At 66.3% G+C, this 18,216-nt stretch carries 24 protein-coding genes; 3 read left to right on the forward strand and 21 right to left on the reverse strand.

Translation table 11 applies throughout. The annotated features are described in order from the left end of the window. Positions 1–143: 143 nt before the first annotated feature. The 18 genes from CJ014_RS03690 to motA form a co-directional block, all read right to left on the reverse strand. Positions 144–1,085 carry a flagellin N-terminal helical domain-containing protein gene (locus CJ014_RS03690; RefSeq protein ID WP_100079130.1) on the reverse strand — a complete coding sequence of 314 codons (942 nt, stop codon included), beginning with the start codon at positions 1,083–1,085 and terminating at the stop codon, positions 144–146. A gap of 266 nt (positions 1,086–1,351) precedes the next feature. Beyond that, positions 1,352–2,071, reverse strand: coding sequence for a flagellar type III secretion system pore protein FliP (fliP, locus tag CJ014_RS03695; RefSeq protein ID WP_100079343.1), 720 nt, complete (start codon positions 2,069–2,071; stop codon positions 1,352–1,354). Between the two features lie 47 nt (positions 2,072–2,118). Then, on the reverse strand, positions 2,119–2,643 hold the full coding sequence (locus tag CJ014_RS03700) for a flagellar basal body-associated FliL family protein (RefSeq protein ID WP_100079131.1): 525 nt from the start codon (positions 2,641–2,643) through the stop codon (positions 2,119–2,121). Positions 2,644–2,651: 8 nt separating this feature from the next. Continuing rightward, complete coding sequence (locus CJ014_RS03705; RefSeq protein ID WP_100079132.1) at positions 2,652–3,335, reverse strand: flagellar basal body L-ring protein FlgH; 684 nt, start codon at positions 3,333–3,335, stop codon at positions 2,652–2,654. After that, on the reverse strand, positions 3,332–3,892 hold the full coding sequence (locus CJ014_RS03710; protein ID WP_100079133.1) for a MotE family protein: 561 nt from the start codon (positions 3,890–3,892) through the stop codon (positions 3,332–3,334). The genes CJ014_RS03705 and CJ014_RS03710 overlap by 4 nt, the downstream gene beginning before the upstream one ends. Positions 3,893–4,100: 208 nt before the next feature. Then, the gene (gene flgI, locus CJ014_RS03715) at positions 4,101–5,165 is read right to left on the reverse strand and encodes a flagellar basal body P-ring protein FlgI (RefSeq protein WP_100079344.1); all 1,065 of its coding nucleotides are present in this window, start codon (positions 5,163–5,165) and stop codon (positions 4,101–4,103) included. A gap of 272 nt (positions 5,166–5,437) precedes the next feature. Beyond that, entirely contained in the window at positions 5,438–5,896 is a 459-nt protein-coding gene (gene flgA / locus CJ014_RS03720; protein WP_100079134.1) for a flagellar basal body P-ring formation chaperone FlgA, read from the reverse strand. 18 nt (positions 5,897–5,914) lie between these two features. Beyond that, positions 5,915–6,703, reverse strand: coding sequence for a flagellar basal-body rod protein FlgG (gene flgG, locus CJ014_RS03725; protein WP_100079135.1), 789 nt, complete (start codon positions 6,701–6,703; stop codon positions 5,915–5,917). A 10-nt stretch (positions 6,704–6,713) separates the two neighbouring features. Further along, a complete protein-coding gene (gene fliE / locus CJ014_RS03730; protein WP_100079136.1) occupies positions 6,714–7,049 on the reverse strand; it encodes a flagellar hook-basal body complex protein FliE in 336 nt (111 codons plus the stop codon). After that, positions 7,049–7,465 carry a flagellar basal body rod protein FlgC gene (gene flgC / locus CJ014_RS03735; protein WP_100079137.1) on the reverse strand — a complete coding sequence of 139 codons (417 nt, stop codon included), beginning with the start codon at positions 7,463–7,465 and terminating at the stop codon, positions 7,049–7,051. The genes fliE and flgC overlap by 1 nt, the downstream gene beginning before the upstream one ends. Positions 7,466–7,469: 4 nt before the next feature. Continuing rightward, positions 7,470–7,850, reverse strand: a complete 381-nt coding sequence (flgB, locus tag CJ014_RS03740; RefSeq protein ID WP_100079345.1) for a flagellar basal body rod protein FlgB — start codon at positions 7,848–7,850, stop codon at positions 7,470–7,472. Between the two features lie 164 nt (positions 7,851–8,014). Continuing rightward, on the reverse strand, positions 8,015–8,446 hold the full coding sequence (locus CJ014_RS03745; RefSeq protein ID WP_100079138.1) for a hypothetical protein: 432 nt from the start codon (positions 8,444–8,446) through the stop codon (positions 8,015–8,017). Further along, positions 8,443–9,543, reverse strand: a complete 1,101-nt coding sequence (flhB, locus tag CJ014_RS03750; protein ID WP_100079139.1) for a flagellar biosynthesis protein FlhB — start codon at positions 9,541–9,543, stop codon at positions 8,443–8,445. The genes CJ014_RS03745 and flhB overlap by 4 nt, the downstream gene beginning before the upstream one ends. 8 nt (positions 9,544–9,551) lie before the next feature. Next, the gene (locus CJ014_RS03755) at positions 9,552–10,583 is read right to left on the reverse strand and encodes a flagellar motor switch protein FliG (RefSeq protein WP_100079140.1); all 1,032 of its coding nucleotides are present in this window, start codon (positions 10,581–10,583) and stop codon (positions 9,552–9,554) included. Positions 10,584–10,600: 17 nt separating this feature from the next. Beyond that, positions 10,601–11,047: a flagellar motor switch protein FliN gene (gene fliN / locus CJ014_RS03760; RefSeq protein ID WP_245427044.1), complete on the reverse strand. Its 447-nt coding sequence runs from the start codon at positions 11,045–11,047 to the stop codon at positions 10,601–10,603. 46 nt (positions 11,048–11,093) lie between these two features. Further along, positions 11,094–11,411, reverse strand: a complete 318-nt coding sequence (locus tag CJ014_RS03765) for a hypothetical protein (RefSeq protein ID WP_100079141.1) — start codon at positions 11,409–11,411, stop codon at positions 11,094–11,096. Then, a complete protein-coding gene (locus CJ014_RS03770) occupies positions 11,392–12,327 on the reverse strand; it encodes a flagellar motor switch protein FliM (RefSeq protein WP_100079142.1) in 936 nt (311 codons plus the stop codon). The genes CJ014_RS03765 and CJ014_RS03770 overlap by 20 nt, the downstream gene beginning before the upstream one ends. Continuing rightward, on the reverse strand, positions 12,327–13,226 hold the full coding sequence (gene motA, locus CJ014_RS03775) for a flagellar motor stator protein MotA (RefSeq protein WP_100079143.1): 900 nt from the start codon (positions 13,224–13,226) through the stop codon (positions 12,327–12,329). Before motA ends, CJ014_RS03770 begins: the two co-directional genes overlap by 1 nt. A 132-nt stretch (positions 13,227–13,358) precedes the next feature. Here motA and CJ014_RS03780 point away from each other — a divergent pair, with 132 nt between their 5' ends. Genes CJ014_RS03780 through fliI form a run of 3 tightly spaced genes read left to right on the forward strand, consistent with a single transcriptional unit; the run spans position 13,359 to position 16,558 of the window. After that, entirely contained in the window at positions 13,359–14,483 is a 1,125-nt protein-coding gene (locus CJ014_RS03780; protein WP_100079144.1) for a DUF1217 domain-containing protein, read from the forward strand. A gap of 3 nt (positions 14,484–14,486) precedes the next feature. Then, positions 14,487–15,212, forward strand: a complete 726-nt coding sequence (gene flgF / locus CJ014_RS03785) for a flagellar basal-body rod protein FlgF (protein ID WP_100079145.1) — start codon at positions 14,487–14,489, stop codon at positions 15,210–15,212. Beyond that, on the forward strand, positions 15,209–16,558 hold the full coding sequence (fliI, locus tag CJ014_RS03790; protein ID WP_100079146.1) for a flagellar protein export ATPase FliI: 1,350 nt from the start codon (positions 15,209–15,211) through the stop codon (positions 16,556–16,558). Before flgF ends, fliI begins: the two co-directional genes overlap by 4 nt. A gap of 91 nt (positions 16,559–16,649) precedes the next feature. On the opposite strand, the gene CJ014_RS03795 is transcribed toward fliI, so the two are convergent. The 3 genes from CJ014_RS03795 to CJ014_RS03805 are packed head-to-tail and all read right to left on the reverse strand — an operon-like array spanning position 16,650 to position 18,172. Continuing rightward, positions 16,650–17,105, reverse strand: coding sequence for a hypothetical protein (locus tag CJ014_RS03795; protein WP_100079147.1), 456 nt, complete (start codon positions 17,103–17,105; stop codon positions 16,650–16,652). Next, positions 17,102–17,563 carry a flagellar biosynthesis protein FlgN gene (locus tag CJ014_RS03800; protein WP_100079148.1) on the reverse strand — a complete coding sequence of 154 codons (462 nt, stop codon included), beginning with the start codon at positions 17,561–17,563 and terminating at the stop codon, positions 17,102–17,104. Before CJ014_RS03800 ends, CJ014_RS03795 begins: the two co-directional genes overlap by 4 nt. A 27-nt stretch (positions 17,564–17,590) precedes the next feature. Further along, positions 17,591–18,172, reverse strand: a complete 582-nt coding sequence (locus tag CJ014_RS03805; RefSeq protein ID WP_100079149.1) for a rod-binding protein — start codon at positions 18,170–18,172, stop codon at positions 17,591–17,593. Positions 18,173–18,216 lie beyond the last annotated feature (44 nt).

Below are 18,216 nucleotides of genomic sequence, written 5' to 3' on the forward strand. Positions count from 1 at the left end.
GCGTCAGGGGGCGAAGCCGGCGAGCGGCTGGGTCGTCTAGGACTCAGTGTCGTTCGGCAAACTTGCGCGAGCATTGCCTCTAAAGAAAAAACCACGCCCCGGAGGGCGTGGCTTCCTTGCGACTTCGAGCGGGTGGTGTTCGCTCAGCCGCGGAACAGCGACAGAATGTTCTGGCTGTTGGAGTTGGCGATCGACAGCGCCTGGATGCCGAGCTGCTGCTGAGTCTGCAGCGCCTGGAGGCGCGTCGATTCAGCGTTCATGTCGGCGTCAACGAGCTGGCCGACACCGCGGTCGATGGCATCGGTGAGCGCCTTCACGAAGTCCTTCTGCGTGTCGAGACGGGTCTTGAGGGCGCCGAGGTTGGAGGCGGCGTCGGTCAGGCCGTTCAACTGCGTGTTGACAGCAGTGATAAGCTTCGTCAGGTCACCCTGGCGGTCGGCTTCGGTCGCGGCTGTCAGAGCGGAGATGTCGATCTTGGCGATCGAGTTATCGGAGCTCGCGCCGGCCGTGGTCAGGCCGACGATGGAAGCCTTGTCCATGATGCCAGTGGCGCCAGCGGCGGCCGTATCATACAGCAGGCTGCCCGCGATGTCGTAGTTGACGGTCTCGATCGTGATGGCCGAGCCAACGCGCGAGAAGGATGCCACCAACTGCTTCTGGGTACCAGCGGCCGGATCGGCGGCCAGCCAGTTCTCGCTGTTGAACACCGAGGACGAGGCAACCGACTGGATCTGGTCGAGGCGGGTCTTGATTTCTTTCTGGATCTTGCCCAGGTCGACGCCCGGCTCCTTGGCGGAAACCAGCAGCTTGCCGATCTCGGTCAGCTGATCAACCGTCGATGTGAGAGCGGTGTACTGCACGTCGACAGTCGCAGCGGCAAGACCAAGGCTGTCCTGCACGGCCGACAGCGACTTGTTGTCGGAGCGCATGGTCGTGGCGATCGACCAGTAGGCGGCGCCATCGGAGGCGGTCGAGATACGCATACCCGTGGAAATGCGGTTCTGCGTCGTGTCGAGCGACTTGCTGGTGTTCGAGAGGGTCTGGAGGGCGGTCATTGCCGCAGCATTGGTCAGAAGGCTGGCCATTTTCGTATGTCCCTTTTGTGGATTAGTGAGATGGGACATTCCGGGTTTTCACCGGGATGGCAGGAGCGGCATCATGCCCTTGGATCCTCTTGGTTCGCTGAGCGATCCAACCTGCCATGGCTTCACTCTGGCCGATGAGGCTTGCGCGAAGCTGACGCGCCGCGAGGTGGCTTTTGGACCGCTTTCCAGGGCGGAAATGCTTGTGCCGAAATGCAAAAGCCCGCTCCGAGAGTGGAGCGGGCCTTACTGGCCGAAAACGAATCTGGCTAGAAGAACGAACGGACCAAGCCGCCGATCAGCATGTTCCATCCATCGATCAGCACGAAAAACAGAACCTTGAAGGGGAGCGACAGCACGGTCGGCGGCAACATCATCATGCCCATGGACATGGTGAGCGTCGCCACGATCATGTCGATCACCAGGAAGGGCAGGGCGATCAGGAAGCCGATTTCAAAACCGCGCCGAAGTTCGGAGATCATGAAGGCAGGGATCAATACCCTGAGTGGTGTCACACCGCCGTCCGACTTGATACCGAGATGCTCGGCGGCGAGGTCGTCGAACAGCTTTAGATCCTTGTCTCGGACGCGCTGGGCCATGAAGTCGCGGAAAGGGTTCGAGATCTTTTCGAAAGCGACCTCTTCGGAAATCTCGTTGCGGGTCAGTGGCAGCACGCCGTCGGTCCAGGCCCGGTCGAAAGTCGGTGCCATGACGTAGAAGGTCATGAAAAGCGCCAAGCTGATCAGGATCAGGTTGGCCGGCGTCGTTTGCAGACCGATACCCGAGCGCAGGAAGGACAGGGCGACGACGATGCGGGTGAAGCTCGTCACCATGATCAACAGGCCAGGCGCCACCGACAGGACCGTCAGGAGCGCAACCAGTTGGACAATGCGACCGGAAGCCGTTCCCTCGCCAGAGGGGATCAGCGAACTGAGGTCGGGAATCCCGGCGTCGAGACCGGGGATCTGGGCGAGTGCCGGCGCGCTCATGACGAGCAAGGGAGCGATCGACAGAAGACCGACGAGCAGAGGTTTCTTCACTGGACGACCAGACTTTCGATGATGAGATCCTTCACATCGCCTCCCGAACGGATGGCAACGCGATCCTTGAGGTCTTCGCGCAAGTGCTGAAGCTGTGTGGCGCCATCGAGCTGCCCGATCTTCAGCGTCTTCAGAAAGGCGAGGAGATCTTCCGAGATTTTCGCAGAGATGATCTCAGAGTTGGGCATTTCGTCCGCGAAGACGATCGCGGCGTCGAGACGCAACCACACGTTGGCAGGCTCGGTGAGATTGGTGACGATCGGCTTCAGGCGATAGAGCCGGGATGTCCGTGGATCGCTTTCGCCGGTCGTGACCGTGCCCTGCTGTTTGGCAGCGTCGGCGATCTGGGCGTAGTGGACGAGATGGGTGCCGAGGCCGAGGCCGGCTGCCATAGCCAGCACCGTCAGGAAGAGTGCCGGCTTCAGCACGAGGCCGCGTTCGGGCCGCGGCAGTCGGCGCACCTCGGTATCGACCTCGGGTGGTGCCGGCTCGCGGGTAGGGGGGGACGGAAGCTTGACCATGCTGTCTCTCAGAAGGGAGCTACGCGATCGTAAAGCTGATGGAGAACACCTGGCTGCTGCACTTCGGTCAGCCGGCCACGGCCACCATAGGAAATGCGTGCCTCGGCAATCTTCTCGTAGGGCACGACGTTGTTGCCGGAAATGTCCCGCTGACGAACGATGCCCTGGATATTGACGACCCGCATCTCGAAGTTGACACGCATTTCCTGCGAACCGGAGATGATCAGGTTGCCGTTGGGCAGAACGCTGGTGACCACGGCCGCGAGCGTCACGTTGATCTCTTCGGAGCGTTCGACGGCGCCTTTGCCTGTCGAGCGGGAGTCCGAATTGACGCTGCCGTCGAAGCTGGCGTCCGAGCCGTCGCCGTCGACGGAAAAGCCGAAGCCGGCGCCGATGCCGGCGCTGGACACGCGGGAACGCTCCGATGAATTGTCGAGCTCGGCCTTGTCGTCCATCCGGATGACGACGGTGAGGACATCGCCGACCTGGTGGGCGCGGGAATCGCGGAAAAGACTTTCCCCGCCACGAACGTAGGTGGAGTTGGGGTCGCGGAACATGACCGGCTCCGGCGCCAGCGCGTTGAGCGGCAGCGCGGCGCCGACCCGCGACATGGTCGGTTCCGTATTGAGGTCGTTGGTCGTATTGCAGCCGGCGAGTGCCAGGCCGGCAATGAGAAGCAGGGCGCGCTTCAAGGGGTATCTCCTTTGGCGGACAGCTCGGTCATGCCGGCGAGTGCGCTGGCGAGCTGGGAGGCGCGGGCGGGCTCCATCTCGTTGAGAATGGCGCTGGAGACGCGCGCGTTGAGCCTTGCGAGCACGGCGGCGGCCATATCGTCGTCAAGGGCGGTGAGCTGGCCGGCTGCGGCCTCCGGCCGCATCTTGGCGTAGATCGCCACCACGTCGTCGCGGGCGGCGGCGAGGAAATCCTCGCGCTTCTTGAGCCAGGCCTCGTATTCGGCCCGCTTCGCCTCGAGGGCGGCGATCCGCTCGGCGAGGCGTTTGTCGAGCGCTTCCAGGGTCGATTTCTGCCAGGCGTAGCGGGCATCGGCGGCGACGTCGCGGATGTTGACGCAATACTGGCGTGCCTCTTCGGTGAGCGCCCGCATTTCGAGACCCGAGTGGCTGGTGGCCGCGGTTTCGACGGGCGATACCGTCTTCGTCTCCGTCTCCGCCGCGATCACCGGGCAAAGCTGGACCGTCATGGCCGTAGCGAGCAGGCGAAACAGAATGCGCCGTCGGATCGACGTCATGCCGAAACCCCTTCAGTGCTTGATTTCATGTCCCGGAGGATCGCACCGCAGTCTTGCGCGGGGCTGGTCGCCGCCGGACGATCTCATATCAATTCGCGGAGATACCGACGCATCCGCTCATCGAGGTCTTTGCCGATGTCTCATCTGCATCGAGGGCATGAGAAACCGGCAAGCGGAATGCCGGGAGGCATTTCGATGCCTTCTGGCATCACTGCACCACCAGGTCCGCCTGGAGCGCGCCGGCGGTCTTCATCGCCTGGACGATGGCGATGACGCCGGTCGGCTTGAGGCCGATCTGGTTGAGGCCGCGCACCAGCGTCTGCAGGTCGGTGCCGCCGACGATGGCGAGCTTGCCGCCGCTTTCGCTGGCGTCGACCATGGTGCGCGGCAGCACCACCGTCTCGCCGTCCGAGAACGGTTCCGGCTGCGAGACCACCGGCGTTTCGGTGACGCGGATGCTGAGGTTGCCGTGGGTGATGGCCACCGTCGAGATGCGCACGTCGGCGCCCATCACCACCGTGCCCGAGCGCTCGTCGATGACGACGCGGGCCGGCGTGTCCGGCCGCACCGGCAGGCCTTCGATCTCGGCGATGAAGCGGGCCGCCGACATGCCGCGCGGCTTGACGAGCGCAACGGTGCGGTAGTCGCGCTCCTCGGCGACGGCGGCGCCATAGCGGCGGCGGCTGTAGCTGTTGATGGCGTCGGTGATGCGGACGGCCGTGCGAAAATCCGGGTTGCGCAACTTGAAGGTCAGCGTGCCGAGACCGTCGAGGCTGGTCTGGAGCTCGCGCTCGATCAAGGCGCCGTTCGGGATGCGGCCGGCGGTCGGGGTGCCCTTCTGGACGCTCTCCGCCATGCCGGCCGCGGTGTAGCCGGTGACGGCGACCGGTCCCTGCGCTACGGCATAGACCTCGCCGTCGGCGCCGGCGAGCTGGGTGATGATCAGCGTGCCGCCCTGCAGCGAGCTGGCGTCGCCGAGCGAGGCGACGTTGACGTCGATGCGCGAGCCGGTGCCGGCAAAGGCCGGCAGCTCGGCGGTGGCGATCACCGCGGCGATGTTGCGGGTGCGGAGCGCGCTGTCGCGCACGTTGACGCCCAGCCGTTCCAGCATCGATTGCAGCGATTGCTCGGAGAAGGCGGCGTTGCGCAGCGTGTCGCCGGTGCCCTGGAGGCCGACGACGAGGCCGTAGCCGACGAGCTGGTTCTCGCGGACGCCTTCGACGGCGGCGATGTCCTTGATGCGTACGTCGCCCGGCGACAGCGCGTGCACCATGGTGTCGGGCGTGCTGGGCGCCCTCGGCTCCGGTCCGCTTCGCGGCACGACCGGCGCCACGGTGGGAGGCGGCGGCAGGGGCGAATTCGGCGCCATGTCGGCGGCGAGCAGCGTCGGTCCGTCCCGGCCGGCAAAGGGCAGGGGACCGTCGACGACGCTGACCACCTCGCCGGTCTGCGGATCGAGGGTAATCGGCATCCGCGAGCCGTCCTGGGCGGCGGCCGGCTGGAGGGCGAGAAAGCCGGCGGCGAGGCCGGCGAGAAGGAGACGCATCAGCTCTTTCCTACGACGATGCTGCCGTCGGCCTGGACGACGCCGACGATGACGGTGCCGGATTCGGTATTGCGGACGCGGATCACCTCGCCGGCGCTGCCGGACTGCATCGGCTCGGCATAGGTGATGATGGTCAGCCCGCCCTCGACGAAGACGAGCCGCACCGGCACGCCGCGCCGCACCAGCTTGGGATTTTCCACGGCGTTGACGGTGATCGGCTGGCCGGGCAGCAACGTGCGCCGCGCCACCTTGCCGACCAGCATCTCGCGACCGGCGATGATCGCTTCGAGAGAGGCGCGCGTCAGGCGGAAGCGCCGCTCCGTCAGCATGTCCTCGGTGATCGGATCGCCGGGGTAGATGGTGATGCCGGGCACCGGCAACGTCGACACCATCTGGGCGCCGGCCGGCAGCGCGGCGGCGAGGAAGGCAAACGTGGCGAGCAGCAGCAGGCGTTTCATGGAAAAGCCTTTCCGGCGTCAGCGCAGCCCGTTCGAGACGGTGCCGGCCATCGAGTCGGCCGCCTGGATGACCTGGGAATTCATCTCGTAGGCGCGCTGGGCGGAGATGAGCTCGGTGATCTCGGTGACGGGATCGACGTTGGAGGCTTCGAGATACTTCTGGTGGATCTTGCCGAAGCCGGGATCGGTCGGGACGCCGACGACCGGCGTGCCGGAGGCGAGCGTCTCGCGATAGAGATTGCCGCCGATCGGTTCGAGGCCGACGTCGTTGGTGAAGTTGGCAAGCGATAGCTGGCCGAGCGACTGCGGCGCCGCCTGGCCGGGCACGGTGGCGAAGATTTCGCCGGATTCGTTGACCGTCAGGTCGGTGGCGTCGGTCGGCACGATGATCGCCGGCTGCACGGCGTAGCCGTCGAGCGTGACCAGTTGGCCGTCGGCGTCCTTGTTGAAGGCACCGGCGCGTGTATAGAGCGTTTCGCCGTTCGGCCCGTCGACCTGGAACCAGCCGCGGCCGTCGATCGCCATGTCGTAGGTGTTGCCGGTGAGCGTCAGGCCGCCCTGCAGATGCAGGTTGCGGATGGCGGCGGCGCGGACGCCCAGCCCCTGCCGCACGCCCTCGGGGATCACCGACTGGCCGCCCTGGTTGGGCACGCCCTGCATGCGCTGGGTCTGGTAGAGCAGGTCGGTGAATTCGGCGCGCGACCGCTTGAAGGCGGTGGTGTTGATGTTGGCGATGTTGTTGGCGATGACTTCGACGTTGAGCTGCTGGGCAGTCATGCCGGTGGCGGCGATGGCGAGCGCTTTCATCTCTGGTTCCTCAAATGGCCATGCGGCCGATTTCCTGGTAGGCGGACACGACCTTGTCGCGGACGGCGAGGGCGGTCTGCAGCGACTTCTCGGCCGACATCACCGCCTCGACGACCTGCTGCACGCTCATCTTGCCCTCCATGCCGGCGATCGAGGCGGCCTCGCCGGCCCTGAGATCGGCGACGGCCGAACCGGACACCTGGGCCAGCACGTCCATGAAGTCGACCGGCGCGGCGGCGGCCGACGTCGCGGCCTGGGCCGGCGCAGCGGTGCGGACGGCCGAGGTGGCGGTCGGCGGCGACAGCCGGTCGAGGTTGAAGTCGAGCGAGGAGATGGGGTTCAGCATCACGAATTCCTCAGGAGGTCGATGTTCATCGTCAGCATGGAGCGGGCCTGGGTGATCGCCTCGACGTTGGCCGAGTAGGAGCGATTGGCCTGGCGGAGGTCGCTGAGCTCGATGAGCACGTTGACGTTGGGCATCTTGACGTTGCCGTTGGCGTCGGCGGCGGGGTTGCCGGGGTCGTGGCGCACCTCGAACGGGCTGCGGTCGGCGCCGATGTCCTTGACGACGACGGCCGGCGTTCCCATGGCGTGGTCGATTTCCTCGGCGAAGGTCACCGTTTTGCGGCGATAGGGATCGGCGCCGGGGGTGCGGCCGGTCGACTGGGCGTTGGCGAGGTTTTCGGAGACGACGCGCATGCGCGTCGACTGGGCCTGCATGCCCGATCCGGAAATCCTGAGAGCGGCGGTCAGCTGGTCCATCGGGTCAGCCCTTCACGGCGGAGGTCAGCATGCGGCCGAAAGCGGCGACGATGCTGCGGTTGAGGGAGAAGCTGGTGTGGATGTCGCCGGCCTTGATCATCTCCTGTTCGAGGCTGACCGAGTTGCCGGAATGGCTGATCTCCCAGGCCTTCTCGCGGCGAACGTCGGTCGCGGCGGCGTCGAGGCCGGACGGCGCCATATGGCCGGGATTGGTGGCGGCGAGTTCGAGGCGGGTCTGGGAAAGGACGTCGCTGAACGGCTCGACGTCGACGGCGCGGTATTTCGGCGTGTCGGCGTTGGCGACGTTCTGCGCGACGGTCGTCTGGCGGACGGACAGCCAGTCGGCCTGCCGCGAGGCGAGAGCGAAGAGGTGGATGGGTTGCAAGGGCGATCCCTCCGAATGTTCGAGAGGGATCATGAGGGTGAAATCTTGCCTGAGGCTGGTCTTAGAGCATTTTCGGGCGAAGCGGGCGGCGGATCGCGTGGAGAAAATGCGTCAATTCAACGGGATGGAAATGCCGGGATAAAACCGCCAGCCGGCTTGCCGGATCAGCCGATCGGAACGAGGCGGGCGTCGGCGATGGCGTCGACGAGGCGACGGGTGTTCTCTTCCGGGTCGCCCGAAGAGCCCGAGACCGCGAAATAGTGGATGTCGACGCCGGCGTTCAGCGGACCGAGGATCAGGCTGAAGAACACCGTGACGCCCTGGTTCTGGAATTCCATGTCGAGCGTCACCGTGGTCGGCCCCGACCAGTCGGTGTCGACGGCGGCGCGCCAGCCGTAGCGGAGCGTGTCGGGCTTGAAATAAAGCTCGACCGAGGAGGCGACGAGGTCGTCGAGATTGCCGTGCTTTTCGAGCTGGATGTAGACCACCAGATTGACAATGTCGATCAGACGCAGCTCGGCGGCGACGTCTTTCACGCCTTCGGCGATCGCCTTCTCCCGGGCGAGGGAACGGTGGTCGTTGCGCGTATCCGTCATGGGTGGCCGTTGACGATGGCAGGCAGGTGACTGTCGGAAGACCGAACCTGAAGCAGATAGATGATCTCCGCCACGGCCCGGTAGAACTCGACGGGGATCATCTGGTCGAGTTCCACCTTACCGTACATTGCCCGGGTTAGCAATTTGTCCTCGACCACCGGGATGCCGTTCTGCTCGGCGATCTCGCGGATCTTCAGGGCGACGAGGTCCTGGCCCTTGGCCAGCACCACCGGCGCGCCGCCCTCCTCGTAGACGTAGCGCAGCGCGATGGCATAGTGGGTGGGGTTGGCAAGCACCAGCGTGGCGCGCGGCACGTTCGCCATCATGCGGTGGCGGATGCGGTCGCGGGCCAGCGAGCGCATCCGCGCCTTGACCAGCGGATCGCCCTCGGTGTTCTTGAACTCGTCCTTCACCTCCTGCTTGGTCATGCGCAGGTTGCGCCGCCATTGCAGGCGGGCCCAGACGAGATCGGCGGCCACCAGCAGCACCGTGGCGATGCAGACGGCGGAGAGCAAGTGGATGGCGATGCCGACGGTGGAGTCGACGAGGGTGCCGGGGTCGGAGAACATGGCGTTCACCATCCGATGCTGTTCGGTTTTGAGAATGATCGAAACCACGAGGGCGGTCGCGCCGAACTTGAACAGCGCCTTGCCGAATTCGACGACGCTCTGCAGGCCGAAGACGCGCTTCCAGCCCTTGGCGATCGACAGGCGGCTGAGCTCGGGCTTGATGCGGTCGAACACCACCTGCGGCACGTTCTGGACGAAGGAGCCGGCAAGGCCGGCGACGGCGAACATGATGATGGCCGGCACCAGGAAGCGGCCCATCTCGAGACCGACGGCGTCGAGCAGCAGAACGGCATCCTGACCTTGTTCAAGGCGGACGTCTCCGGGGTTGTCGAGGAAGCCGCGAAGGGTCGCCGCCAGCCGGGCGGCGCCGCTGCCGATCACCCAGACCATGACGATCAGCATGGCGCCGAGCGAGAACAGCACGGGCAGCTCGCGCGAGGTGGCGATGTTGCCCTTTTCGATGGCGTCCTGGGTCTTCTTTGGGGTGGCTTCCTCGGTTTTACTGTCTTGTTCCGGCTCGTCGCTCATGACGCACCTCAGCGTATGTAGGTGTCGTCATCCTGGTCGGAATTGAGCTCGATCTCGCCGCGGCCGGCCATGTCGAGCGCCAGGTCGGCGATGACGCGCCGCGCCTCCAGCACGTCGCGCTGCGGCGAGGGCTCGCTGGTGGCGAGTTCGTTCTCGACGATGCGGCGGGCGCGGGTGGCCAGCGACGACAGGATGGCGTCGCGGAAGTCGAGGTCGGTGCCCTTGAGGGCGAGCACCACCCGTTCGGTCGGAATCTGGTCGAAGATGGCCTGGCGGGCGCGTGGCGCCAGATTGATGATGTCGTCGAAGGTGAACAGCAGGCCCTTCAGCATTTCCGCCGATTCCGGCTTGACCTTCTTGATGCCCTCGAGCGCGTCCTCCATGTCCTGCCGCTCCATCTTGTTCAGGATGTCGGCCATGCGGGCATGGGTATCGGCGCCCATGTTGCGCGAGAAATTCAGCATGAAGTCCTCGTGCAGCGTGCGCTCGGCGATGGCCACCGTATCCTCGACGATCGGCTTGAGGTTCAGCATGCGGCGCATCAGCTCGTGGCGCAGCGGCTGCGGCAGGTGGCTCATGGTGCGCGCGGCGAAGGTCGGGCGCACTTTCGACAGGATGAGCGCCGCCGTCTGCGGATGCTCCTTCTGGAGATAGTTGGCGAAGATCGCCTCGGAAACCGAGGATATCCGGTCCCAGATGGAGCGGTTGGCGTAACCGAGCACGTCCGACATGATGTCGGACACCTGGTCGGGCGGCAGGATGCCGGTCAGCATCTTCTCGACGTCGCTGACGGTGCCGAGCAGGTTGCCGCCGGTGAAGCGGGTGGCGAACTCCTCGACGATGTCGGAGATCTGCTTGGCCGTCACGGCGCCGAGATCGGCGATCGACCGGGTGACCTGCTTGATCTCGCCGGTGTCGAAATGGGAGAGCAGCCGGCCCGACAGCGGCTGGCCGAGGGCCAGCAGCAGGACCGCCGCCTTGTCGGGGCCTTGGAGGGTGCGATCGCCCTTGTTCTTTTTTGCCGTAGCCGAGGCTGCCATGATCTCCGGTCCGCTATTCAGGCGTTGGAGGCGTTGCCGCCGACGATCTCGGTGAGCGAGATGCCGAAGCGCGAGGTGTCGTCCTCGACGACGACCACCTCGCCGCGGGCGACGGTGCGGCCGTTGACCACGACGTCGACGGGCTCGCCGACGCGATGGTCGAGCGGAATGGCCGAGCCGCGCCGGAGCTTCATCAGGTTGGCGACCGGCATGATCGCCGAACCGAGAACCACCTGGATGGTGACGGGAATGCGCATCACCGCCTCGAGGTTACGCACGGCGCCGAAGCTCTCTTCTAGGCTGGGGCCGCTCTCGACCTCGGCGCTCTCGGCGGGGTCGTGGCCGGCCGTGGTTTCGACGGCGACCGCTTCCAGAACGTCGCCGGCCGGCGTCGGGGCGGACGGGCCGTCCATCTCGGCCATGATTTCATCGATGTCGCGCTGGGTCTTGGAACTGCGGGCCATGATCCTATCCTTTTCCTGGAACTTGCGTGGGGGACGGGCCTGCCGCTCAGCGGCCGGCGGCGCGGGTGCCGCTCCTCAGCAGCGCCGACGGCGCGAGATTGGCGGCCTTTTCCAGCTCGTCGAGCATGGCCCAGGCCCGTTCGATCTCGACGATCAGGTTCTGCAGCGTCGTCAGGCCCTGCATGTTGATCTCACGGATGGCGTTGCCGACCGTCATCAGGGCGACGCCGGTCTCGTCGAGCGAGGTGGCGTAGTTCGCCTGATTGGACTTGAGCTCCCGCAGTTCGCGCCGGAAGACGAGCAGGCCGACGATGGTGCCGATCAGAGCGACCAGCAGGATGCTTTCAACGAGAAAGGATGTCATTGAGGAACTCCTGATCGGTATCGACGTGTTCGTCGATCTTGATGGTGTAGAGGCCGTTGCTTTGGCCGAGCTGGCACCAGAACAAAGGCTCGCCGCGGCAGGTCAGCTTGACGCGGCTGCGCGGCGTCGCCTGCAGTTCGAGCACCTGTCCGACCTCGAAGTTGGAGACGTCCGAAAGGTCGATCAGCCGCTCCTCGAGGATGGCGTCGACGCGCATCTCGGTGCGCTGCACCTCGCTCTGGATCTGGCGCGCCCAGCGCGGATCGCGCGGCGCCGCCTCGCCGGCCATGGTGTTGGCCAGCGTTTCGCGCACCGGGTTGAGGACCGACTGCGGCAGGACGACGAACATCTCGCCGCCGCGGTTGAGCGCCTGCAGCAGGAATTTGGCGACCAGCGCCTGGCTGTTGCGCCGGCCGATGATCGCGAAGTCCATGCGCGTCTCAATGCGCTCGAACCTGAAGACGGTGTCGTGCGGGGCGCCGAAGGCGAGTGGCAGCACCTTGGCCATGCGCTCGAAGATCGCCTGGGCGATGTTGATCTCGATGTTGGAGAACGGCCGCTCGACGTCGATCGGCGGTTCGCTGCCGTCGGCGCCGAACAGCACCTCGACCATGGAGAAAACGAAGTCCCGGTCGAAGCCGACGAGAATGCGCGAGTCCCAGGCCGGCACGTGGAAGATGCCGGCGACGGCGTTGGAGTCGTATTCGTCCAGCACGTCGTCGATGCGCGACGGCGCGATGTTGGAGAGCGAGAAGTAGGCCGGCGAGGCCGACATCTGGCGAAGGCTATCGGCGCAATGCGTCGCCAGGCGATCGAAGGCGACGTGCAGCATCGGGATGCGGTCGACCGAGATGCCGCTCGCGTCGAGGAGCTTGTCGGACACGGGACGGGTGGTGGTATGCAGGCTGGCCATCATCAGGCGGCGCTCCGCTGGCTGGTCTCACCGGCCTTGGCGGCCGGCACGGGCGAGGAGATGACTTCGTCCTCGACGTCGTCGATGGTCGGCCGCTGGTGGGCGGGGATGGTCTTGCGTCCGTATTCCAGGGCGATCTGCGGCACGGCGCCGTTCATGGAGGCGATCAGCGTCTGCTTGATCAGGATATAGGGGGCGAGCTGGCGTTCGCGCGTCACCTTGATCTTGCCGGCGATCGGCGCCACGACGCCGTAGGACAGGAAGATGCCGCCGAAGGTGCCGACCAGGGCGGCACCGATCAGCGCGCCGAGGATCTGCGGCGACTGGTCGATCGCCCCCATCGCCTTGATGACGCCGAGCACGGCGGCGACGATGCCGAGCGCCGGCAACGCCTCGGCGATCGCCCCGAGGGCCAGGTAGGGCATCAGCCGCTCGTGGGCGATGGTCTGGATTTCCTCGTCCATCAGTTGCTCGACCTCGTGCGGCCGGGCGTTGCCGACGATGATCAGGCGGAAGTAGTCGCAAATGAAGGCCCGCATTTCCAGGTCTCTGGTGACATAGGGCACCTTCTGGAAAATCTCGGAATTCTCTGGATCCTCGATGTGCTTCTCGACATCGCTGCGGCCCTTGGACCGCAACTCGCGCATCAGGGCGTAGAGCACCTCGAGCACGCCGAGATAGTGCTGCCGCCGCGGTACGTTGCCGGACACGGCGTCGAGGATGCCGCGGCCGGTGTCGCGCACGGTGCGCAGCGTATTGCCAACGATGAAAATGCCGAGGGCGGTGCCGCCGATGATCACGAACTCCCACGGCTGCCACAACACGGTGAGATGTCCACCAAGCGCCGCGTAGCCGCCGAGCAAGGAGCCGATCGCGATGATGAAGCCGATCAAACTACCCAAGGCCCTGTTCCTTCTCGTGATTGCCTGCCGTCGGGTCTAGGCGGCGAGGCTTGTGCGAGGCTTGGGACGCCGCGCGCCAGCCACGAGCAAGCTTCGGCCGGCAATCATCGGGAACGGATAAGGAGAAAGGCCATGCTGTCGACGCCGCTCAGCTTTCAGATGATCACGCGCGACATGTCGGCGACGCTGAAGCGCACGGCGGCCCAGCCGGACGTCAAGCGGGCGACCGAATATTATCAGGAGAATATCGGCAAGGTTACCAGCATCGACGGGTTCCTCGACGATCAGCGGCTCTATTCCTACGCGATGAAAGCCTTCGGTCTCGAGGACATGACCTATGCCAAGGCATTCATGCGCAAGGTGCTGGAAAGCGACCTCAGCGACAGCGCCAGCTTCGCCAACAAGCTGGTCGACAAGCGCTACCAGGAGTTCGCCAAGGCCTTCTCCTTCCTGACGCCATCGGCGCAGAGCGAGGACGCGCTGGCCGACATCGAAAAGAAATACACCGAGAACGCCACCAAGCAGGGCGACTCGCAGTCGCTGATCAGGCTCGGCACGCTCGCCTACGAAAAGTCGCTGTCGGCCGTGAAGACCGTCGACGACTTCCTCGCCGACGATGCGCTGGTCGCCTACGCCACCACGGCCTTCGGCGTCGATCCGCCGGGCACGGCGGCCAACGCCAAGATCTTCCTCAAGCGCATCCTGACCTCCGACCCCGCCGACGCCGACAGCTTCGCCGCCAGCCAGACCAAGTCGGCCTGGAAGGACTTCGCCGCCGCCTTCAACTTCTCCGAAGACGGCAACGTCCGCATCCAGACGAGCGACCAGGCGACGGACACCGTATCGAGCTACCTGCGGCAGACCGTCGAGGTGCAGGCCGGCGAGGAGAACGAAGGCGTGCGCCTCGCGCTTTACTTCGAGCGCAAGGCATCGACCATCACCTCCGGCTACAGCATCCTCGCCGACACCGCGCTGCTGACGGTGGTGCAGACGGCGCTTGGGCTGTCGTCGCAGACCAGCAATGCCGACATCGACGTCCAGGCGTCCTACATCGAGAGCCGGCTCGATATCAAAAGCCTGTCCGATCCCGCCGAGCTCAAGAAGTTTCTCACCCGCTTCACGGCCTTGTGGGAGGCCGCCAACCCCAGCAGCACGGCGACGACTTCGGTCGCCACCCTGATCACCGGCCAGAGCAGCTCGGTGATGAGCGCGGACATGCTGATGAGCCTGCAAGGGCTGAAGCTCGGAGGTCTTTGAACAGTGCAGAGTTCTCTCTACGTCTCCCTGTCGGCCCAGGTGGCGCTCGCCAACCGGCTCGACACGCTGGCCACCAACGTCGCCAATCTGTCCACCGCCGCCTATCGCGCCGACGAGGTGAAGTTCGACACCTATCTGTCGCGGGCCGGCAGCGATCCCGTCGCCTATTCGTCGACCGGCGAGACCTTCATCTCCCGCGCCAAGGGCGGCCTGCGCCAGACCGGCAACGATCTCGACGTCGCGGTCGACGGCGAGGGCTGGCTGGCCGTGCAGACGCCGACCGGCAACGTCTATACCCGCGACGGCCGTCTGCAGATCTCGGCGGACGGCGTGCTCCAGACCGTGGCGGGCAACCCCATCCTGGATCCGGGCGGCGCCTCGATCCTCGTCGATACCGACGCCGGGCGCCTGACGATCGGCCAGGACGGCATGATTTCCCAGAATGGCCGGGCGATCGGCGCCATCGGCCTGTTTTCGATCCCCGACGAGGCGAAGCTGTCGCGCGGCACCAATTCCGGCGTCATTCCCGATCGGCCGGCCGTGCCGGTGGTCGACTTCGTCGGCCAGGGCGTCGCGCAGGGCTTCGTCGAGGAAGCCAACGTCAATCCCGTGCTCGAGATGACCCGCCTCATCGAGGTGACGCGGGCCTTCGAGCAGGTCACCGCCGCGTCGTCCAAGTCGGAGCAGTCGATGCAGGACGCCATCAAGAGGCTCGGGCAGGTCACGTGACAAAATCTCCCGGCCTCGAAGAACTCGCCGACCGCGTCGCCACCGCCGCCCACGAGCTCGGCTATGTCCGGGTCGGCGGCCGGGTGTCGGCCGTGGCGCCCGACGCCTTTCGCCTGCGCGGCCTGTCGCGGCACGTCCGCCTGGGCGACCGCATCGAGATCGCCACCGCCGACGGGCCGGGCCTCGCCGAGGTGCTGCGCATCGACGGCGACGGCGTCACCGTCAAACCCTTCGCGCCGCGTCTCGACGTCGGCCTCGGCGCTGCCGCCTGGCACGCCGGACCGGTGGTGCTCGCCCCGCATCCGTCCTGGAAGGGACGCGTCATCGACGCCATGGCGGCGCCGGTCGACGGGCTCGGACCGCTCACGCCCGGTACCGCCACGGTGCCCGTCGACGGCCGGCCGCCCAACGCGCTGCGTCGGGCCCGCGTCAAGAAGCCGATCCGCACCGGCGTGCGCGCCTTCGACCTGTTCACGCCGATCTGCGCCGGCCAGCGCATCGGCATCTTCGCGGGCTCCGGCGTCGGCAAGTCGACGACGCTCTCGATGATCGCCCGCTCGCGCGCCTTCGACACGGTGGTGATCGCCCTGGTCGGCGAACGCGGCCGCGAGGTGCGCGAGTTCCTCGACGATTCCCTCGGCGACAACCGCGCCCGCTCGGTCACCGTGGTGGCGACCGGCGACGAGAGCCCGATGATGCGTCGCCTGGCGCCGCGCACGGCCATGGCGGTCGCCGAATATTTCCGCGACCGCGGCGAGGAAGTGCTGCTGATCGTCGATTCGGTGACCCGCTATGCCCACGCCGCCCGCGACGTGGCGCTCGCCGCCGGCGAGCCGGCGGTGGCGCGCGGCTACGCGCCGAGCGTCTTCACCACCCTGCCGGAGCTGCTGGAGCGGGCGGGGCCCGGCGAGGAAGGCGGCGGCTCGATCACCGGCGTGTTCGCCGTCCTCGTCGACGGCGACGACCACAACGACCCCGTCGCCGACAACATTCGCGGCACGCTCGACGGCCATATCGTGCTCGACCGGGCGATCGCCGATCAGGGCCGATATCCGGCCGTCAACGTGCTGGCGTCGATCTCGCGTCTTGCCCAGCACGTCTGGAGCCGCGAGGAGCGCGATCTCGTGTTGCGGCTCCGCAGCCTGATCGCCCGCTTCGAGGACACGCGCGACCTGCGCCTGATGGGCGGCTACCAGGCCGGACAGGATTCCGAGCTCGACCAGGCGGTGTCGCTGGTGCCGCGCATCTACGACGGCCTGCGCCAGAACCCGACCGATCCGCTCAGCCAGGATGCCTTCCGCGAGCTCGCCGAGAAGATGCAGCCGCCGCCGGCGACGACGGGTTGACCGGCGGCGCCATTGTGGCAAGGAAAAAGGCGGCCCTCCGCGAAGGAGAGCCGCCTTTTCCGTTGGGCGCTTTACAGGTTGACGGCGGACGTCACTGTTTCATGGCGTCGCGCGAGAAATAGCCGATCTGGTCGACCAGGACCTCCTGGACGATGTCGCTCTTCAGGCGGACGTTGACCCTCTGGCGGATGCCGTCGGCGAAGGCCTTGAGGTCGTAGCGCTGGATGTGATCGAGATCGACGCTGTCGTCGCCGTAGATCGTCCGGAAGGCCTCGTCGGTGACGAACAGTTCCGGCGGCACCGGCGCCTCCTTGAGGCGGGTGCTGTCGGCAGTGAATACGAGCTCGAGGACGCTGTAGCCCATGAGCTTGCCGTCGCGGATCATCGGCACGTTGATCGGCTCGGTCTTGACGTATTGCAGGCCCTCCCAGGTCGGCTCGCCGGCCGGCTTGGCTATGCTGCCGTTGACCAGCCACCAGGCGGCGCCATAGGCCGACAGGAGCGTGACGACGCAGACCCAGAGGCCCGTCAGGAAAATGCGGCTCATTGCGGCAGCGTCCACAGGCGCTGCGGCGGCGCGTAGGTGCCGTCGGACTCGGCGTCGCGGATGGCGGCGGTGAGGATGGCCGAGATTTCGCGCGTGGCGTCGAGATGGGTCTTGAGCAGCAGCCGGTTGCGCTCGAGCTGGTCGCGGAAGCTTTCGAGCCGATCGCGCAGGTCGTCGCCGATGCTCAGCGGATCGACGAGGCGCATGGCGCGCGTCAGTTCCAGGAGGCCGTGGCTCTTGCGATAGTTGAGGTCTTCGAAGGCCGGCGTCTCGCCGGCCCGGAGCGACTGCGTCTCCTGGTCCACCACCTGCTCGAGGCGGGCGATGGCCTTGAGGAGCGCCAGCACCTCGATCGGCGTGCTGCCGTCCGGGTTGCTCCAGGCGTCGAGGGTCACGGGCAGGGCCGTCGGGGCGGCGGCTTCGGTTGGAGGGGCGACGGCGGCGAACGGTTCGTCCATCAGGAAACTCCGCAATAAGGTCGGACGTCAGATACGCGGGACGGTTGACAGAAGCGCCGCGAGGCGCAGCGGGGGGGCGCCGGCGGTGCCGGCGTCGAGATTGGCGACATGGCCGGCAACGAGGTGGTCGGCGATGCCGATGCCGCCGGCCTTGGCCATCTGCTTGCCGAGTTGATCGGACAGCATGGATTTCCAGACGTCGCCGGCCGTGCCGGAGCCGTAGACGTTCTCGGCGCCTTCGGGAAGCATCGAGCCGATGAAGGTGCTGAGCACCATCGCCTCGAAGCTTTCGAGCGCCTTGGAACGGCGGTCGCCGGCGGCGGCCGCGGCGTCATCGACGCGGCTCGCCAGGGCGGTTTCGTTCTGAAGGCGCAGACGGGCGCGATGAAGATCGAAGGGGGCCGACGGCGCCGGGTCGACCACCGGCGTGGCGTCGGCCAGGGCCGTCAGGGCGGCGCCGGTCTCGGAAGCCTTGGGCATCAGATCGGCAAAGGCGGTGCCGGCGGTGCCGGCCAGTTGGTCGAGCTTGGCTGTCGCCACCTTGAGCCGCTCGGGATCGGCGGCGCGGGCAACGTCGAGAATGATATCCGATGGGGGAGAGATGGCCATCAGCGTCCTCCGGAAACGTCGCGAAACAGATTAGCCGACCGAGC

It is taken from the genome of Pleomorphomonas carboxyditropha (assembly GCF_002770725.1).
Taxonomy (GTDB): Bacteria; Pseudomonadota; Alphaproteobacteria; order Rhizobiales; family Pleomorphomonadaceae; genus Pleomorphomonas; species Pleomorphomonas carboxyditropha.

What these genes read in the sequence shown, in the direction of transcription:
- CJ014_RS03780 (WP_100079144.1), top strand. Translation starts at nt 13,359, where the DNA reads ATGCTGTCGACGCCGCTCAGCTTTCAGATGATCACGCGCGACATGTCG.
- CJ014_RS03755 (WP_100079140.1), bottom strand. Translation starts at nt 10,583, where the DNA reads ATGGCAGCCTCGGCTACGGCAAAAAAGAACAAGGGCGATCGCACCCTC.
- CJ014_RS03745 (WP_100079138.1), bottom strand. Translation starts at nt 8,446, where the DNA reads ATGACGGATACGCGCAACGACCACCGTTCCCTCGCCCGGGAGAAGGCG.
- CJ014_RS03710 (WP_100079133.1), bottom strand. Translation starts at nt 3,892, where the DNA reads ATGACGTCGATCCGACGGCGCATTCTGTTTCGCCTGCTCGCTACGGCC.
- fliN (WP_245427044.1), bottom strand. Translation starts at nt 11,047, where the DNA reads ATGGCCCGCAGTTCCAAGACCCAGCGCGACATCGATGAAATCATGGCC.
- flhB (WP_100079139.1), bottom strand. Translation starts at nt 9,543, where the DNA reads ATGAGCGACGAGCCGGAACAAGACAGTAAAACCGAGGAAGCCACCCCA.
- flgA (WP_100079134.1), bottom strand. Translation starts at nt 5,896, where the DNA reads ATGAAACGCCTGCTGCTGCTCGCCACGTTTGCCTTCCTCGCCGCCGCG.
- flgC (WP_100079137.1), bottom strand. Translation starts at nt 7,465, where the DNA reads ATGGACCAGCTGACCGCCGCTCTCAGGATTTCCGGATCGGGCATGCAG.
- CJ014_RS03800 (WP_100079148.1), bottom strand. Translation starts at nt 17,563, where the DNA reads ATGGACGAACCGTTCGCCGCCGTCGCCCCTCCAACCGAAGCCGCCGCC.
- CJ014_RS03770 (WP_100079142.1), bottom strand. Translation starts at nt 12,327, where the DNA reads ATGATGGCCAGCCTGCATACCACCACCCGTCCCGTGTCCGACAAGCTC.
- flgI (WP_100079344.1), bottom strand. Translation starts at nt 5,165, where the DNA reads ATGGTGCACGCGCTGTCGCCGGGCGACGTACGCATCAAGGACATCGCC.
- flgG (WP_100079135.1), bottom strand. Translation starts at nt 6,703, where the DNA reads ATGAAAGCGCTCGCCATCGCCGCCACCGGCATGACTGCCCAGCAGCTC.
- fliE (WP_100079136.1), bottom strand. Translation starts at nt 7,049, where the DNA reads ATGCTGAACCCCATCTCCTCGCTCGACTTCAACCTCGACCGGCTGTCG.
- CJ014_RS03690 (WP_100079130.1), bottom strand. Translation starts at nt 1,085, where the DNA reads ATGGCCAGCCTTCTGACCAATGCTGCGGCAATGACCGCCCTCCAGACC.
- fliP (WP_100079343.1), bottom strand. Translation starts at nt 2,071, where the DNA reads ATGAGCGCGCCGGCACTCGCCCAGATCCCCGGTCTCGACGCCGGGATT.
- CJ014_RS03765 (WP_100079141.1), bottom strand. Translation starts at nt 11,411, where the DNA reads ATGACATCCTTTCTCGTTGAAAGCATCCTGCTGGTCGCTCTGATCGGC.
- CJ014_RS03700 (WP_100079131.1), bottom strand. Translation starts at nt 2,643, where the DNA reads ATGGTCAAGCTTCCGTCCCCCCCTACCCGCGAGCCGGCACCACCCGAG.
- CJ014_RS03795 (WP_100079147.1), bottom strand. Translation starts at nt 17,105, where the DNA reads ATGAGCCGCATTTTCCTGACGGGCCTCTGGGTCTGCGTCGTCACGCTC.
- CJ014_RS03805 (WP_100079149.1), bottom strand. Translation starts at nt 18,172, where the DNA reads ATGGCCATCTCTCCCCCATCGGATATCATTCTCGACGTTGCCCGCGCC.